This is a genomic window from Bacillus sp. EKM202B, from assembly GCF_011066025.1.
GTDB lineage: Bacteria > Bacillota > Bacilli > Bacillales > Bacillaceae_G > Bacillus_A > Bacillus_A toyonensis.
Genome location: NZ_JAAMNK010000008.1, coordinates 184,899 through 201,330 on the forward strand (window position 1 = coordinate 184,899; position 16,432 = coordinate 201,330).

Here is a 16,432-nt window from a genome sequence, read left to right on the forward strand (position 1 = left end):
AGCCCTAAATAGGGCTTTTAAACTGGATATACAGGATGTTTACGATCCGTAAATACTTGATATTTACTCATATACATTTCGAAACGCCCTTTTAACTCTTCACGTAAATTGTTTGGATGAACAATACCATCAATCACCATCTCTGATGCTAAATGATAAATATCAATATCTTTCTTATACTCTTCACGTTTTTCAGCAATGAAGCTTGCACGCTCTTCTTCTGGTAAAGCCGCAATTTTATTTGCATATACAGCATTGACTGCTGCTTCTGGACCCATTACAGCAATAGAAGCTGTCGGTAATGCTAAGCAGCAATCTGGTTCAAATGCCGGACCTGCCATTGCATATAAACCAGCTCCATATGCTTTTCGAACAATGATAGAAATTTTCGGTACAGTTGCTTCACTCATTGCAGAAATCATTTTTGCACCGTGACGAATAATACCAGCGCGCTCTACTTTCGTACCAATCATAAATCCTGGTACATCTGCAAGGAATAATAATGGAATATGGTATGCATCGCATAAATTAATAAACTTCGCTGCTTTATCAGCTGAATCGTGGAATAAAACGCCACCTTTCATACGCGGCTGATTTGCAATAATACCTATTGGCTTACCATCAATGCGTGCTAAACCTGTAATGAGTTCTTGAGCAAATAATTTTTTCACTTCAAAGAATGAGCCGTCATCTATAATTCTGTTAATCAGATCTTTCATATTGAAAGGAGCATTTTGATTTTCTGGAATGATTTGTTCTAACGTTTTATCGAACTGTTTCGGTTCTTGAGGTGTCATCAATGGAGTCTTTTCTAAGTAGTTGCTTGGAAAATATGAAATGTATTGTCTAGCCTGTGTAATTGCATCTTCTTCTGTCTTACATAAAACGTCTCCGCATCCTGATACTGAGCAATGCATACGAGCCCCGCCCATTTCTTCTAAAGTTACCTTCTCACCGATAACCATTTCAGCCATACGTGGAGATCCTAAATACATAGATGCATTACCTTCCACCATCATAACAACGTCACAAAAAGCTGGAATATATGCACCACCAGCAGCAGAAGGACCAAATAATAAACAAATTTGCGGAACTTTACCTGATAATTTCACTTGGTTATAAAAGATTCTTCCCGCACCGCGGCGCCCTGGGAACATTTCTACTTGATCTGTAATACGCGCTCCAGCAGAGTCAACTAAATAAAATAATGGAACACGTAACTTTTCAGCCGTTTCTTGAATACGTAAAATCTTTTCAACTGTACGAGCTCCCCATGATCCGGCTTTCACAGTTGAATCATTTGCCATTACGCACGCAGTACGCCCATGTATTTTACCAGTTGCAGTTACAACACCATCAGCCGGTAACCCTGTTTGCTCACAATTTGCAAATAATGCATCTTCTACATATTCGCCATTATCAAATAGAAGAGCTAAACGATCTCGAACAAATAGTTTTCCTTTTGCTTTGTTTTGTTCATGATATTTCGGTGCTCCACCTTGTTTAATCGTTTCAACTCGTTCTTCAAAATTATTTGATTGTTGTTTTTGATCTAACACATTTACTCCCCCTTATACATCGGTTTGCGTTTTTCCTTAAATGCCTGTAATCCTTCTAATCTATCTTCCGTATGGATTACACCCTCGTACGCCTGTTTTTCCATTTGTAATCCGGTATGTAAATCTACTTGAACACCATTAGAAATTGCTTCTTTTGCTAATCGAACTGCAATAGGACCATTACTAGCAATTTGATTTGCAATTTCAATCGCTTTCTCTTCTAGTAAATCAGCTGGTACGACGAATTCTACAAAACCATATTCTTTCGCTTCTTGCGCCGATATACGTCTTCCTGTATAAATTAATTCTTTCGCTCTCCCAACACCAATTAATCTCGGTAAACGCTGCGTACCACCTGCTCCAGGTATAATTGCAAGGGTAGTTTCAGTCAGACCAAGGCTTGCATTTTCAGAAGCGATTCTAAAGTCACAGGCTAAACTCAATTCCGTACCACCACCAAGAGCAATTCCATTAATAGCTGCAATAACTGGTTGTGGTAATTGTTCCACCATTTCCATAGTAGTACGAATCATACCAACCGCATGGCGAACTTGCTCTTCATTCATACCAGCTCGTTCTTTTAAATCTGCGCCAGCACAAAACGCTTTTTCACCAGCCCCTGTTAAAATAACTACACGTGTATTTGACTCTTCACTTATTTCCGTTAATATTATTTGCAATTCTTCTAATAACGCTAAAGATAAAGAATTTGCTTGTCTTTCACGATATAACGAAACCTTTACAACATGCGGTGTTACATAGTCAACTGAAATATTTTGTAATTGTAGCATCTTCTCACCTACTTATCGTTTTATGTTGAAGCGCTCTATACACATGACTCGGTAATTGGATATTTAACTTACTTTGAATAAATTGACTAGCTCTCCATAACTTTTCTTCGTCTATATTTGTTTGGACACCTAACTTATGGAGCATATGCACTAAATCATCAGTTGCAACATTTCCTGATGCTCCCGGTGCATATGGACATCCCCCGAGTCCACCACAAGAACTATCAAACGTTGTAATACCGTGTTCTAAAGACTTCACTACATTTGCAAGTGCCATCCCATACGTATTATGAAAATGCATTGCAAACTGCGAAGCATCATACTTCTTTAATAGATGTTCTAATACTTGTTCTACTTGTAATGGATTCGCTACACCAATCGTGTCACCGAGAGAAACTTCATAAATGCCGTATGAAAATAGTTGATTACATATTTCATCAACTGCTGTGGCACTTATATCTCCCTCATACGGACATCCAAATACAGTAGAAACATAACCTCTAACCTTTTTCCCTTCGAATATTGCCTGTTTTGTTATATCTTCAATAACAGTTAATGCTTCTTTAATTGATTTATTAATATTACTTTTATTATGAGATTCACTCGCTGATAAAAAAACATTCACCTCATCTACATTTTGCAAAAAAGCTCGTTCCAAACCATTTTGATTTGGAACAAGCGCAGCATATGTAACATTGGGATCCCTTTTTAGCTCAGAAAAGACATCATTTGCATCCGCTAAGGCAGGAACCCATTTTGGGTGAACGAATGAGGAAACTTCAACGTACGACAATCCGGCTTCTGTAAGTAGTTGAATCCATTTTACTTTATCTTTTGTGCCAACAATCTTTTTTTCATTCTGTAAGCCATCACGTGGCCCTACTTCTTTAATGACAGCAAAATTAGGTAGTTTCAATTCGCTTCCCCCTATATCTCCCTATTCAATTTCTAGTAATACATCTCCTTCATTTACAAAATCGCCTTCTTGCACATTAATTTTCATAACTGTGCCAGCTTCTTCTGAAATGATTGGAATTTCCATTTTCATAGATTCCAAAATGACGACATCCTGCTCTTCCTCTACTGTATCTCCTACTCCTACAACTATCTTCCAAACATTTCCTGCCATCGATGCATATACTTTCGTCATCATTTTTCCCCCTTAATATTCATAAATCTTATTTTTTAACAAGCTGTTTCGTTACGAAACCCGTTGTATAAATACCACTTTTGAACACATCGTCTCCGAGCACTTGCAGTAGCATCGGTGTATTTGTTTTAATACCTTCAATTTTTAACTCTTCTAAAGCATTTTCTAATTTTGAAATTGCCTCTTCACGAGTTTCACCATGAGCAATGACTTTCGCAATCATTGGATCATAAAACGGTGTAATTGTTACATGATTCTCTAAAAAGTGATCCATACGTATATTTGATGGTAATGTTAAATCTGTAATTTTCCCAGGTGACGGGAAGAATGTTTTCGGATCTTCTGCATATATACGTGCTTCAATGGCATGACCACTACGTTTTACATCATCCTGAGTAAATGATAGTTTCTCTCCACTTGCGATAAGAAGTTGTTGTTCTACAAGATCTAACCCCGTAATTTCTTCTGTAACGGGATGCTCTACTTGTAATCTCGTATTCATTTCTAAGAAATAGAAATTTTTCTGATCATCTACAAGAAACTCAACTGTACCTGCATTTGTATATCCAAGAGCTTTAGCAGCTTGTACAGCCACTTCTCCCATTGCTTTTCGTGTACCTTCATCTAAAAAAGGTGAAGGTGCTTCTTCGATTACTTTTTGATTTCGGCGCTGTACGGAACATTCACGTTCCCATAAGTACACTGTGTTACCATGTGTATCTGCTAAAAGCTGAATTTCAATATGATGCGCGTCTGCAATATAACGCTCTAAATACATTTCTCCATTACCGAAGAAATTTTGTGCCCTTGTTTTGTTACTTTCAAATGCTTTGGTGAGCGTTTGCTCAGTTTCCATCAACTGCATTCCAATGCCTCCGCCGCCCGCGGATGCCTTAAGCATTAATGGATAACCAATTTGTTTTGCAATTTCAATTGCCTCTTCAGCAGTTTCAATATTTGTAGTAATACCTGGAACTACTGGTACATCTGCTGCTTGCATTGCTATACGTGACTCAATTTTACTTCCCATCTTCGTAATGATTTCTTCTGAAGGACCAATAAATACGATTCCTTCTTCTTTACAGCGAATCGGAAAAGATGGATTCTCTGATAATAATCCGTACCCCGGATGGATTGCTTCAACATTTGTCTTCTTAGCTATTTCAATAATTTTTTCAAGGTTTAAATAGCTTTCTTGAACTCGTGGACCACCTACTAGATAAGCTTCATTTGCCATTTTTACATGAAGGGCATTTTCATCAGCCTCAGAATAAATAGCGACGGTACGAATTCCAAGTTTTTGACAAGTTTTCATAATGCGAACTGCGATTTCCCCGCGATTGGCAATTAATATTTTTTGAAACATAGTGATTCCTCCTTTTTATCTACATCCTAAATGTCTAGCAATTACGAGACGTTGAATTTCAGAAGTTCCTTCACCAATTTCTAACAGTTTTGCATCACGAATATGTCTTTCAACTTCATATTCACGCATATAGCCATAACCGCCATGAATTTGTACTGCATGATTCGCAATACGACTAGCTGCTTCAGATGCAAATAGTTTTGCCATAGCCGCTTCTTTACCGAAAGGTTTATCGTTATCTTTTAACCAAGCTGCTTTATGTACTAAATTACGTGCTAACTCTACTTCAGTCGCCATATCCGCTAATTTAAATTGAATCGCTTGGAAATTAGAAATTGTTTTTCCAAATTGTTGACGTTCTTTCGCATATTGCAATGCACGTTCAAATGCAGATTGTGCAATACCTACTGCTAATGCTGCAATTGAAATACGTCCTCCATCAAGTGTATATAAGAATTGTTTAAATCCTTTATTAACATCACCAAGAATATTTTCTTTCGGTACACGCACACCATCAAGTACGATTTCACAAGTATTAGAAGCGCGAACACCCATCTTATCGTAAGGACTTGAGATCGTTAATCCTTCACTTGTAGTCGGTACGATAAATGCAGAAATACGTTTTCTACCATTCTCTTCAACACCGTTGATAGCGGTTACAATAATTGTATTTGCATACTCTGCGTTTGTAATCCAGCACTTTTCACCACTGATTACATACTCATCACCATCTAATACAGCTTTCGTTTGTGTGCCTCCTGCATCTGATCCAGCGTTTGGCTCCGTTAATCCGAAAGCGCCTAACGTTTTACCTGATGCCATTGGAACTAAATATTTTTGTTTTTGTTCTTCTGTACCGAAATAATAAATTGGAGAAGCACCTAATGAAATTGTTGCAGCGTAGCTTAAGCCTGTACCACCACAAGCACGACCAATTTCTTCAACTGCTAGCGCGTACGATACTGTATCGCCACCTGAACCTCCATACTCTTCTGGGAATGGGATGCCTAATAATCCTAGTTCGCCCATTTTTTGAAATGTTTCATATGGAAACTCTGCAGTTTTGTCATAATACACAGCTTTCGGTGCGATTTCCTTTTCAGCAAAGTCACGTACCATTTCTTTAATCATTTGTTTTTCGCGAGTTAGAGTAAATTCCATTCCGCTACACACCCCTTATCGAATATTGAGTTTCGACAGCGTGCGAGTTTCTACTACAAACATTACTTCTTAAAAGACAAGAATATTAGTTAGACAATTGCTACAATTCTGTCATAACTTAATTTTAAAACAGATTCTGTACTAATGCACAAAAAAATTCCTACATTGTTCTACAACAACATAGGAAGTTTCATGTCGAATTATGTAATTTATTGTTTAATAATCTCTACCTTTTCCCGAATCAGAAATTTCTACTAACGCTTCAGGATATGGCTCAAAATATGTTTGTCTTAATAAATACTTTTCATCAAACCGAATGGCCCATGATTTTAAAATTGTAAGCAAACTACTAAGTGGTATTTTCTTTTCTGCATACTTTTGTATCAGTTCTAAAAAATGATCTTTTTCTTGTTTTTTTAATTTCGTTTTAAAATATCCGAAAATATGTTCACATACATTTACATTCGATGTATAGCGGGGCGCGCGCAAAAATAATTCATATAAAGTCTTCTCATAATTATCAAATACAATTTCAATCGTTTCATTTTTTTGATTTGCAATAATACGCCCTAATTCTTTTTGTTTTACCTGATTATATGCCATAAATAAATATTTATTGTCCGACTGAAACGATACAAGGTCTTTCATATTTTTATTATGTTTAATCATTTTGTAATATGCGATTGTAAATAACCTTGTAAAGAAATGTTCTCTAATAATAAAATTCGACAATCTACCTTCTTCTTCAATTGGAAGGTGCGAAAATTTTTTTAATACTGCTCCGCCAAATAAGCCTGGTCCCTTTCCTTTTGCTGGCGCTTTTTCAAAACCAGAATAAATTTTCACATCACGCGTACCACAACTTGGCGAGCGATTCTTTAAAATAAATCCATCCACATCGGATATCGTTTGTAAAAATCTATTTGAAAATTGCTCCATTTTTTCAGTAACGTCTTCTCTTGTCGACGGTTGCACAAGTTTATTCACACCATTTTCTTCTACGATTCGTATCGTTTCACGAGGAATTCCCAATCCAATCTCGACTTCTGGACAAACAGGTATAAATGTAACAAATGGCTGCAAATTTCGTATTGTTACATCCGGAATCATTTCTCCATTATAACGACAAGCATCAAATTCTAAACATTTACTTACGACGATTGTAGGTTTTGCAAATTGTCGCATTTCATTACCTCCGTGGCGTTAGTCCGTACAAAATAAATTGAATCGTATTTTCAATTTCCAATTTATCATCCCAATTCTCTTCAGGTAATAATAAAAACCGAGTTAATAGAAATCCTAAAACAGCTGATAATGTAAGCCGTAACACGGAAGGTGGTGGCATCTCAATAATTCCCCCTTCTTCTTGAAACTTTACAATTAACTTTTTAAAATGTGAAAGCAGTTCTGTTTCTACTAATTGTTGTATTTCACTTTTTAACTCTGGCTGAAACGGCACTTCTTGAATTAATATTTTAATCATTGGAAAGTGCTTTTTGGCAAATTCAAATCGATTATGAATGACTACCCTTAAAAGCCCTTCATACGATTCATAATCAGTTTTAAATATCTCTTTCGCAAAAGCTTGTACGAAAAATGGTGCAGCAAACTTTGTTAAAGTTGGCATTACGACCGCTAACAATAAATCTTTTTTCGTCTTATAGTAGCGGAAAATCGTTCCTTCCGCTACACCAGCACGCTTTGCAATTTCACTTGTTGAAGTTGAAGCATATCCTTTTTCTCCAAACATATCAACAGCTGCTTCTAAAATACGCATTTGACGTTCATTTCGATTATCAGTATTAGTTGCAGCAATCAATTCCTCAAGCCAATCCTTCTTCATGTACAAAGCTCCTTTTTGTCATTATTATATTTTGCGATGTTTCTTTAAAGCAAATACATTCCCTACTGCAAATAATAGTGAAAAAAGTAGTAATACAGTAAGATCCAATGCAATTTCTGTAAATCCTTGATTTCGAATCATCACTTGCCTCATTGCATCAGCGCCGTATGTGAGTGGAAATAATTTCCCTAACATTTGTAGCCACTTATTCATAGATTCAATTGGAAACAAGCCAGAAAAGAAGATTTGTGGCACAATAACTAGCGGTATAAACTGGATCATTTGAAATTCATTATTTGCGTATGCTGATAAAAACGTCCCTAATGTTAGTGCCGTTAAAGAGAGCATACATGTAATAAGTAGCGTTAGCCATATAGAACCTGCTACATATAAATCTAAAACATAGACTGAAAAACTTACAATTATAACAGATTGTATGAATGCAAAAATTCCAAAACCAATTATATATCCAACAACTATTTCCCATCGTCTAACTGGTGTGGACAATAATCGCTCTAATGTACCACTTAAACGTTCTCTTACGAAAGAAACTCCTGACAAAATGAATACAAAGAAAAATGTAAAGAATCCAATTAACACGGGACCGAGCCCATCAAACATCGTAAAGTCTTTAGAGCCATGTAAATAATTCACTTCAGGTTTCATAATCGATACATCATTCTTCTCTGTGCTCTTTTGCAATACTTGGAGTACAGCACGGTTTTTCGACGAATCACTGCCTTCTAACAAAAGATTTATTTTTCCATTCTCTAAATGAATTACTGCATCGATCTTTTGTTTTTCCAACTCAGAAATCGCTTTCTCTTTCCTATATTCATAAATTGAGGCTTCTTGATTTTTCATCACTTTTACTATAGAAGCGGGCACATCAACTACAGCAATATGTGGTTTATAATCTTTTTGTGTAAATACTAAAGACAATAGCCAAAGTAATAACATTGGTGCCCCAAACATCATGGCTAACGAACGTTTATCTCGAAAAAATTGACGAATAATACGAATGATTACACCATTAACTCTCACGATTCAACCCCCTCTTCTAACAAAAAGACATCTTCAATTCGTCCTGATGATACACGTTTTTTCAATTCCTCTGGCGTTCCAACCGCAACTAAGTTCCCTTCTCTAATCAACCCTAGACGCTCACAAAACTCTGCTTCATCCATAACGTGCGTCGTTACAATAATAGTTGTGCCTTTCTTTTTAAGTTCATAAAATTTTCCCCAGATTGTTTTTCTAAGAAGCGGATCTATCCCCACTGTTGGCTCATCTAAAATTAATATTTCAGGTTCATGAAGAAGTGCTATTGCTAATGAAAGACGCTTTTTCATCCCACCTGAAAAATGCTGTACTTGCTTTTTCATATGTTGTGATAATTGTACAAGGTCAAAAACCTCTTTGATTCTTTCCTTTTTATGCTTTCCCTTTAATCCATACATCGTTGCAATAAAATCTGCATTTTCATATGCTGATAGTTCTTCGTATAATGCATCAGCTTGAGCCATATAGCCAATTCTTTTCATCTCATTTAAATTTGGCATGTTAATGTTGTATACAAATACATTACCTTTAGATGCCTGATTAATACCTGCAATCAATTTAATAAGCGTCGTTTTCCCTGATCCTGAAGGCCCAACTAAACCAAATATCTCTGCTTTTTCAATTTGTAATGAAAGATCGTGTAAAACTTCTTTTTTCCCAAAACTTTTCGATACATTCTGTAAAACAATTGAAGGTTTTTGCACGTATTATCCCTCTTTTCTATAAAATGAGTGAGTACTCACTTTTATTTTACTCTTGCGTCATTATATGTCAATCTTCATTGATTAGTATTTATTTTCAATCAACAATATTAAACAATGAAACAGAGTCGACATTAGAATATAATTTCTTAAAGTCGACTCTGTTTCATTTAAACTATGCATTTCACTTTATGTTTCTAAATTCATATACTTCCTAATTCTAGCAAGGTCTAAAGAATATTCGATAACTAATTGCTGTAACGGTAAAATAACTGTATCGGGATATAAATGTGCATATTGCAATGTTTCTGCATATTTTTCTAATCTTTTTTCTAAGTATTTTATAATTTGCTCAGGATGGCTCACTAATAAACATTGACAATAATAATGTATTTGTTCCTCAATCGCCGTATACTCTTCAATTTCATATTCTTTATGCATGTGTACACCCCTTTAAGTTTTTTACATAAATTCCTTATCACACTTTTCACTCGACAATTTTTAAGTTTTTTGATTATTTACACTATAACAAACTCTTCAGGTCAAATTTTGTTACTTTATGTAACGTAGAGAATTTTTAACAAAATTGTAATGTAAACTTGTTCAAAATAAATAAAGCACCTTTACTCATTCTGTACACCAAAAGTCGCCCAATTTAATTTAACTGGGCGACTACAATTTCTGGCCTATTAAAAATCCTTTGCGGAATGATACTATTTCCTAATCCTCTACTAACCACCATCGATGTATTTTGTTTTTATATACTTCCATATAAACCATGATCCTTATTGTCTTGCAATAACACAAACAATAACATTATTCCTACTTATGAGATAATCCAATAAAAAACATTTTACTACACACTGAGATTATATGTAGTATAAGGCAGTCCTGCTTTTTTCCACGCAAGAAATCCTCCCTTTAGATTAACTACTTCCTTTATACCAACTTTTTGTAAAATACTAACTGCTATAGCGGAACGTAATCCAGTTCGACACTGTAAAACTATTGGAAAATATTTCTGTACAAAACCTGCTGCTCAATTACCTACTCTTTTATGTACCTTTGTCATAAATGTTAATATATGCATTTGAGAACGTCTTTATTGTTTTTTTCAGTCCCTCAATCATAGTATAGTGAAATACTGTAACTATTAAAAAACGAATGGCACAAAAAAAGCATACACCTGCATTTTCTGCAAAGTTATGCTTTTTTGTTTTCACTTGCATTTTAAACTCTTATATTGGCTTCACTAGTTATATAATTTTTCTATTCTACATATCTTCTAAAGTTTTCTATATTTCTGACAATCAATTTTTTATTTCCAATTGATGTAATGAGTCCCAACTCTTCAAACTTACTAAATTTACGGCTGATTGTTTCTCTTGTCATTCCTATATAACTTGCTATTTCTTCTCGTGTTAACGGTAGATTTATAAGTATTCCTTTATCTGTTTTCTTTCCATATTTCTCACAAAATTCTAGAATTATATAGGCTATTCTAACTTCAGGGTCATTTGTTGCTAGATTGTGTGCCAAATTCTCTGTTTGCGCTAATCTTTTAGTAACAGTCTTTAATAATTTTAATGCAATACTTGGATTTCTTTCCATAATGTTATCCATATCATATTTGGTTAACATGCAAATTTTCGTATCTTCCATCGCATATGCACTAAAATTGCTCTTTTCCTCATGATTAAATATGTTTAATTCACAGAAACATTCACCACTCATTAATATATGCAAGATTTGCTCTTTTCCTTGTAAAGTTAATTTAGATAACTTTACTCGTCCCTGATTAATAATAAATAAAGTGTCAGATCTCTCTCCTTCTTGAATTAACAATTGACCTTTTTTAAATTTTTTATGTTTTGACATTGAGCCTATTTTTAAAATTTCCTCATCAGATAAGGAATTAAAAATTAGTACTTTTCTAGGACAAGGTAATACTATATTTTTTTCATAGCAATTTTTTGGCATATTTCCTCATTTCCTCTTTCTTCTCTCACAACATATTGAATAAAATTATTAAATATAGTATACCGTTTCCTAAACAATAAATTAGTGATTGAAATCACGTCGTACACTTTTCTAAATATAGAAAAGTAACGAGAAATCTAATTTCTTTCCCGTTACTTTTCGTTCTATTCTTCTATTGGTGCAAATTTTTCAGTATCTTCTCCACATACAGGACACACCCAGTCTTCTGGTAAATCATCAAAACTCGTTCCCGGTTTGATGTCTTCATCTGGATCTCCGATTTTTGGATCATAGATATAACCACATGGTAAACAGATATATTTTTTCATGATAAAGCCTTCTTTCTATTATTATATTAAGATTTTATTTCCATATTTACTTTGTTCATTATTTCACTTATAGTTGTATTTTGTAGATCAATTTTTTGTAATGATACTTGTTTTTCAATCGCAAATTTGTAAGGCATCGATGCAGTAACTCCTTCCAATGAAATAACACCCACTATTTTATTATCTTTAATAAATAACCTTGTATACTTCTCCTTATCATCTTTTTCAACAATTGTTGTATCACATTGGTTTTCATTCACGCATCCAATTGAAAATAAAGATACATCGAATGCATTAAAAATAGTCATTGCAATTTCTTTTTTGTAAATGGCAGGATTTGATACCATATTACTTCCTGCTATTCTCCCTTGTTCCATTGCCGTTCCCCATAGTCCTTCAATCTCACCATTTACCTCTGCCACATCTCCCGCAGCAAAAACAGCATCTATATTCGTTGCCATCTTCTCATTAACAAGAATACCTTTATTTAATTGAATAGGAGTATTATTCACAAGTAAGGTGTTAGGCGTGACACCAATTGAATACACAATACTATCACAATCGATTTGATGATTACCATTTAGCTTTATCCCGGTTACTGATTCCTTTCCTAGAATAGAATCTATTGTAGTATTTAAGTATACTTTAACTCCAGCACTTTCAATTTTTTGTCTTAAGATTAGAGAAGATTTTTCATCTAATTGTTTTCCCATTAATGTAGACGCCACCTCTACAATGGAAACCCTTTTACCAGCTTTTAGAATGGACCAAGCAGTTTCTAGTCCTTGTACACCTCCACCAATGTTGACCACATTCTCTTTATCTTCTAGGCATTTTTTTAACTCGTCTGCTTCTTCTATATCCCTAATAGAAAAAATATTTTGTTTTTCAATTCCATCTACCTCTAATTTTCTATTATTTGCTCCCGTACAAATTAATAGTTTATGATAAGAAAATTCTTCATTATTTGATGTTACAATGGTTTTCTGGTCTGTATCAATTTTCAATATCTTTGTATTCGTGAGAACTAATATATTATTAGCTTGATACCATTTTTTCTTTTTAATCAACACTTTTTCACTGTGTAAATCTGAATATAAGTCTTTGGACAACTTAATTCTTTTGTAAGGTAATGAAGGTTCTTCACCAAAAATAAATACATTTGAATCCTTATCGTTTTCTCTAATAGTTTTAGCAGCATTCACAGCAGCTACTCCGCTTCCTATAATAATAAAATTCTTTTTCATGTTTTCACATCCATTTTTCTATTAAATAGAACTCAATAATAAATCTGTGACAAATGTTGTAGCATGTTTGATTTTATTTACTTTCTCCTCATCTTTTGGAGAGAATCTGATACGAATAGGAAATTCAACATGAGTCATACCTGTAGATTTAATAACCTTTGAAGTACTTTGTACATTCATATTTGTTTCATTTAGATAATCTTGTACTACCTCGATTGCTTCTCCACTCCAGCCATAAGAACCAAATGAAGCTGCAATCTTCCCTTCTAAATTCATTTCTGTCATTTCTTTTAAAACTTCTTCTAAGTTCCCAATCATATCTGCATATTTAGTTGAAGATCCAATGAAGACTGCATCTGCTTCTTGAATACTTCTCATAATTTCATTTCTTTCTGCTTTATCTGCATTAAATACTGTTACTTGAATGTTATCAGTTTCGAAAGTTTCTTTAATTATATTTGCTATTTTTTTTGTATTGTTTTTAATTGTTGTATAAACAATTGTTACTTTCTTATCCTTTGTTGTATCGCTACTCATTTTCGCATATAAATCAATATATTTTTGAATATCCTGACGAATAATGTATCCATGAGACGGTGCAATCATTTGTACGTCTAAATCTTTTAAGGCTTTTATTAATGTCCTTACATATCTTCTATGCGGATGAATAATAGCATTATAATAGCCAATGAAGTCTTCTGTAATATTTACATTCACTTCATCACTGAAAATCTCGTCATTTGCTACATGCGTACTAAAAATATCGCACGGGAATAAAATCTTATCCTCCACGCAGTAGGTAATCATCGTCTCTTCTGTATGAAGATATGGAGTTTCTTTAAATTTTAATGTCTTTCCACCAATATCTAACGTATCACCATCTTTTACAATTAAAAACTTCCGATGATGCAGCTTATACATTTCTTGTATTTCCGGTACTGCAATTTCCGTGCATACGATTGTAGCATTTATAGCTCTTGATGCTAATGCTGCCAAACCTCCTGAATGATCGGGTTCAGTATGATTCACTACAATATACTGAATTTCTTCTGGATCAATTAATTTACTTAAAGATTCTACAAATTCCCTTCCAAATTCTAAATCAACTGTATCAATCACTGTTGGCTTTTCAGTTTTTAGAAGATATGCATTATAAGTCGTTCCTTTCGCTAAGATTAAGCGATGAAACGGAACCTCTCTATTATCAACTTTCCCTACCCAATATATATCCTCGGTTAGCTTAATTTCTTTGTTCATATAATTTTATTCCTCCTCAAATATATTTGATGTACAGTTAGATTATATAAATCTTGCTACAATAAAAAGAGGACTAGAATCACATTTTTTAAAATCAATAAAAAATACCTTAGCAAAAATAAGACTAAGGTATTCCTCCATAAATATTTATTTTATAGCCACAATTACTAGAGCGGGACCATCAGCTGAATACATTTGTTTTTCAAAATTAGCGTAAATCTCTACTGACTGAAAACCGCACTCTTTTATTATAGGTAGTAATTGATTCTTTGTAATTGGATACAGCGAAATACTATTTGAAAATTCTTTACCATCTACATTCAATGTTGCAGTAAATATTACTTTTTCTCCCTCAATTTTATAATCTCGTTTAAACAAGAACTGCTCCTTCTGAATTTCAGGAAATATGAACTGTTTTTGAATCAATATTCTTTCATAATTTACAATTTGAATAATAAACTTCCCACCTGTTTTTAGTTTTTCTAAAGATTTTCGAATAAAATCTTTAATTTCTTCAATATTATCTAAATGAACAAGAGTATTCCCAATACAATAAATACCCTCAAATAACCCAGATACATTGTCTATTTGTTGCATTCCAAATGTATTTACATAGAATTTCCTTTCGTGGATTTTAGCTTTCTCACAAATTTTAGCTGCCATCTTCTTCTCGGGTTCCATCGCAGTCACGGTCATACCTCTTTTGACCAACGCTTCGGCTACATTCCCTGTTCCTGCCCCAACATCAAGCACAGAGTGTCCCTTTTCTAAATAAGAGGTAATAAAATTTATTTGTTTTTCATTTGCTGGAAAAATTTCATTATAATAAGGTGATAATACTTGATAAAATGTCATTAATTAAACACTCCTTTTTGTATCTGAATAAAAGTTATTTTAAGGAAGAAAATTGGATGCAACCTTGATTTAATTCCAGACACTCTAAATTGCTTCTTTAATATAATAACTGCAAGAAACTATTAACCTTTATAAAATAAAGTATTTAAAAATTAATATTGTTGTAATGAAAAAGTAAATAGAATTTATAGTCTCTAAAATGCCCACTTTTAAAATAGAGATATTTCTACCATAAAGAACTATAGAACGTATCAAACTTGGTATAAATATAATGCTAACCCACGGTGATGCAATTAAACTAGCGATCACAAGGATAGTATGATACCCCCATGAAACAAAGCGATACGTTAGATTCTTTTTTTCTCGAATCATCGTTTTCACATAGAATGTACTTCCTATAAAATATAAAAAAGATATAGTTACTATCATAAATATGTTTTTATCAACTGTTTTCATTGTGAAATAATAACTAATGATCCCTCCTATACAAAATAGAAGAATAGCACATATATCATTTAGTAAAGCTCTTTCTTTTTTCTGGCTAGAAAAGTAAATATTGATGAAAAAAAATGGAATCATAATAATAGAAAAAAACACTATACGCCACTCATAGAAAAGAGCAATGATTGCACATACACAAGTCACACTCAAATACGTAAAGAAGCATTGTAAGTAGCCTTTCTTTCTTGGCTGTTTTACATACATTAACAAAGGATATGTAGCCAAATATACAAATAACCATGCTAAAAAAAGAGGTATATGATACCATGTCCATTTGCCCATTAAAATACCCAAAACAAACGGAATTAACAGCATGCCCCAAGCTCCATGCTGTTTTGGAATAATCAACTTCATTTTACCAACACCTCACACTTGATTTTTTTATTAACAACGTTAATAAAAAGGATACATAACATTAAATCTATAATGTAAAACTTTTATCAACGGGATAGCTCCTCCAGTGATAATTCCTCTCCCCACCAATCATGAAATTACCACTCTCGAAAAGTGGAATGAAATATTTTTCAAACCACTCTTTCCTTTAAAGATAAACTGTGTTGAAAACAAAAGCTGTGAGTGAAATCACTGCATTCTATTTTTTAACCTTTTTGTTATAAGTTGTGACTTTGG

Annotated in this window: 17 protein-coding genes and 2 pseudogenes; all 19 read right to left on the reverse strand. The window is 33.7% G+C overall.

Annotated features, from left to right (window positions below; translation table 11 throughout):
• Window positions 1-17: 17 nt before the first annotated feature.
• The gene (locus G9F74_RS13070; protein ID WP_000886736.1) at window positions 18-1,559 is read right to left on the reverse strand and encodes an acyl-CoA carboxylase subunit beta; all 1,542 of its coding nucleotides are present in this window, start codon (window positions 1,557-1,559) and stop codon (window positions 18-20) included.
• Between the two features lie 2 nt (window positions 1,560-1,561).
• Window positions 1,562-2,350, reverse strand: coding sequence for an enoyl-CoA hydratase (locus G9F74_RS13075; RefSeq protein ID WP_016108452.1), 789 nt, complete (start codon window positions 2,348-2,350; stop codon window positions 1,562-1,564).
• Window positions 2,351-2,354: 4 nt separating this feature from the next.
• Entirely contained in the window at window positions 2,355-3,266 is a 912-nt protein-coding gene (gene mvaB, locus G9F74_RS13080; protein WP_000775420.1) for a hydroxymethylglutaryl-CoA lyase, read from the reverse strand.
• 21 nt (window positions 3,267-3,287) lie between these two features.
• The gene (locus tag G9F74_RS13085) at window positions 3,288-3,503 is read right to left on the reverse strand and encodes an acetyl-CoA carboxylase biotin carboxyl carrier protein subunit (RefSeq protein ID WP_001987345.1); all 216 of its coding nucleotides are present in this window, start codon (window positions 3,501-3,503) and stop codon (window positions 3,288-3,290) included.
• 25 nt (window positions 3,504-3,528) lie between these two features.
• Window positions 3,529-4,866 carry an acetyl-CoA carboxylase biotin carboxylase subunit gene (locus tag G9F74_RS13090; protein WP_000486760.1) on the reverse strand — a complete coding sequence of 446 codons (1,338 nt, stop codon included), beginning with the start codon at window positions 4,864-4,866 and terminating at the stop codon, window positions 3,529-3,531.
• Window positions 4,867-4,881: 15 nt separating this feature from the next.
• Window positions 4,882-6,027 carry an acyl-CoA dehydrogenase gene (locus tag G9F74_RS13095; RefSeq protein WP_000397277.1) on the reverse strand — a complete coding sequence of 382 codons (1,146 nt, stop codon included), beginning with the start codon at window positions 6,025-6,027 and terminating at the stop codon, window positions 4,882-4,884.
• 216 nt (window positions 6,028-6,243) lie between these two features.
• Window positions 6,244-7,212 (reverse strand): YbgA family protein, encoded by a 969-nt coding sequence (locus G9F74_RS13100; RefSeq protein ID WP_016108451.1) that lies wholly within the window; start codon window positions 7,210-7,212, stop codon window positions 6,244-6,246.
• A gap of 4 nt (window positions 7,213-7,216) precedes the next feature.
• Window positions 7,217-7,870, reverse strand: a complete 654-nt coding sequence (locus G9F74_RS13105; protein ID WP_016108450.1) for a TetR/AcrR family transcriptional regulator — start codon at window positions 7,868-7,870, stop codon at window positions 7,217-7,219.
• Between the two features lie 24 nt (window positions 7,871-7,894).
• A complete protein-coding gene (locus tag G9F74_RS13110) occupies window positions 7,895-8,914 on the reverse strand; it encodes an ABC transporter permease (RefSeq protein ID WP_016108449.1) in 1,020 nt (339 codons plus the stop codon).
• Complete coding sequence (locus tag G9F74_RS13115; protein WP_016108448.1) at window positions 8,911-9,636, reverse strand: ABC transporter ATP-binding protein; 726 nt, start codon at window positions 9,634-9,636, stop codon at window positions 8,911-8,913. The genes G9F74_RS13110 and G9F74_RS13115 overlap by 4 nt, the downstream gene beginning before the upstream one ends.
• Window positions 9,637-9,822: 186 nt before the next feature.
• Window positions 9,823-10,074, reverse strand: a complete 252-nt coding sequence (locus tag G9F74_RS13120) for a hypothetical protein (protein WP_000548627.1) — start codon at window positions 10,072-10,074, stop codon at window positions 9,823-9,825.
• A 214-nt stretch (window positions 10,075-10,288) separates the two neighbouring features.
• A pseudogene (locus G9F74_RS13125) lies at window positions 10,289-10,390 on the reverse strand (metallophosphoesterase); the annotation flags it as partial.
• Between the two features lie 99 nt (window positions 10,391-10,489).
• Window positions 10,490-10,660 (reverse strand): annotated as a pseudogene (locus G9F74_RS13130) (rhodanese-like domain-containing protein); the annotation flags it as partial.
• Window positions 10,661-10,902: 242 nt separating this feature from the next.
• Window positions 10,903-11,613 carry a Crp/Fnr family transcriptional regulator gene (locus G9F74_RS13135; protein WP_016108446.1) on the reverse strand — a complete coding sequence of 237 codons (711 nt, stop codon included), beginning with the start codon at window positions 11,611-11,613 and terminating at the stop codon, window positions 10,903-10,905.
• A gap of 164 nt (window positions 11,614-11,777) precedes the next feature.
• The gene (gene rd, locus G9F74_RS13140; protein ID WP_000759863.1) at window positions 11,778-11,942 is read right to left on the reverse strand and encodes a rubredoxin; all 165 of its coding nucleotides are present in this window, start codon (window positions 11,940-11,942) and stop codon (window positions 11,778-11,780) included.
• A gap of 26 nt (window positions 11,943-11,968) precedes the next feature.
• Entirely contained in the window at window positions 11,969-13,189 is a 1,221-nt protein-coding gene (locus G9F74_RS13145) for an NAD(P)/FAD-dependent oxidoreductase (protein ID WP_000739216.1), read from the reverse strand.
• Window positions 13,190-13,210: 21 nt separating this feature from the next.
• Window positions 13,211-14,446 (reverse strand): FprA family A-type flavoprotein, encoded by a 1,236-nt coding sequence (locus G9F74_RS13150; protein WP_016108445.1) that lies wholly within the window; start codon window positions 14,444-14,446, stop codon window positions 13,211-13,213.
• A gap of 147 nt (window positions 14,447-14,593) precedes the next feature.
• Complete coding sequence (locus tag G9F74_RS13155) at window positions 14,594-15,301, reverse strand: class I SAM-dependent methyltransferase (RefSeq protein ID WP_016108444.1); 708 nt, start codon at window positions 15,299-15,301, stop codon at window positions 14,594-14,596.
• 129 nt (window positions 15,302-15,430) lie between these two features.
• Window positions 15,431-16,156, reverse strand: coding sequence for a YwiC-like family protein (locus tag G9F74_RS13160; protein WP_016108443.1), 726 nt, complete (start codon window positions 16,154-16,156; stop codon window positions 15,431-15,433).
• Window positions 16,157-16,432 lie beyond the last annotated feature (276 nt).

Bases quoted from the DNA above. Each gene is read 5' to 3' on its own strand.
- G9F74_RS13075 (WP_016108452.1), bottom strand. From the start codon at position 2,350: ATGCTACAATTACAAAATATTTCAGTTGACTATGTAACACCGCATGTT.
- G9F74_RS13085 (WP_001987345.1), bottom strand. From the start codon at position 3,503: ATGATGACGAAAGTATATGCATCGATGGCAGGAAATGTTTGGAAGATA.
- G9F74_RS13090 (WP_000486760.1), bottom strand. From the start codon at position 4,866: ATGTTTCAAAAAATATTAATTGCCAATCGCGGGGAAATCGCAGTTCGC.
- G9F74_RS13095 (WP_000397277.1), bottom strand. From the start codon at position 6,027: ATGGAATTTACTCTAACTCGCGAAAAACAAATGATTAAAGAAATGGTA.
- G9F74_RS13100 (WP_016108451.1), bottom strand. From the start codon at position 7,212: ATGCGACAATTTGCAAAACCTACAATCGTCGTAAGTAAATGTTTAGAA.
- G9F74_RS13105 (WP_016108450.1), bottom strand. From the start codon at position 7,870: ATGAAGAAGGATTGGCTTGAGGAATTGATTGCTGCAACTAATACTGAT.
- G9F74_RS13120 (WP_000548627.1), bottom strand. From the start codon at position 10,074: ATGCATAAAGAATATGAAATTGAAGAGTATACGGCGATTGAGGAACAA.
- G9F74_RS13135 (WP_016108446.1), bottom strand. From the start codon at position 11,613: ATGCCAAAAAATTGCTATGAAAAAAATATAGTATTACCTTGTCCTAGA.
- rd (WP_000759863.1), bottom strand. From the start codon at position 11,942: ATGAAAAAATATATCTGTTTACCATGTGGTTATATCTATGATCCAAAA.
- G9F74_RS13145 (WP_000739216.1), bottom strand. From the start codon at position 13,189: ATGAAAAAGAATTTTATTATTATAGGAAGCGGAGTAGCTGCTGTGAAT.
- G9F74_RS13150 (WP_016108445.1), bottom strand. From the start codon at position 14,446: ATGAACAAAGAAATTAAGCTAACCGAGGATATATATTGGGTAGGGAAA.
- G9F74_RS13155 (WP_016108444.1), bottom strand. From the start codon at position 15,301: ATGACATTTTATCAAGTATTATCACCTTATTATAATGAAATTTTTCCA.
- G9F74_RS13160 (WP_016108443.1), bottom strand. From the start codon at position 16,156: ATGAAGTTGATTATTCCAAAACAGCATGGAGCTTGGGGCATGCTGTTA.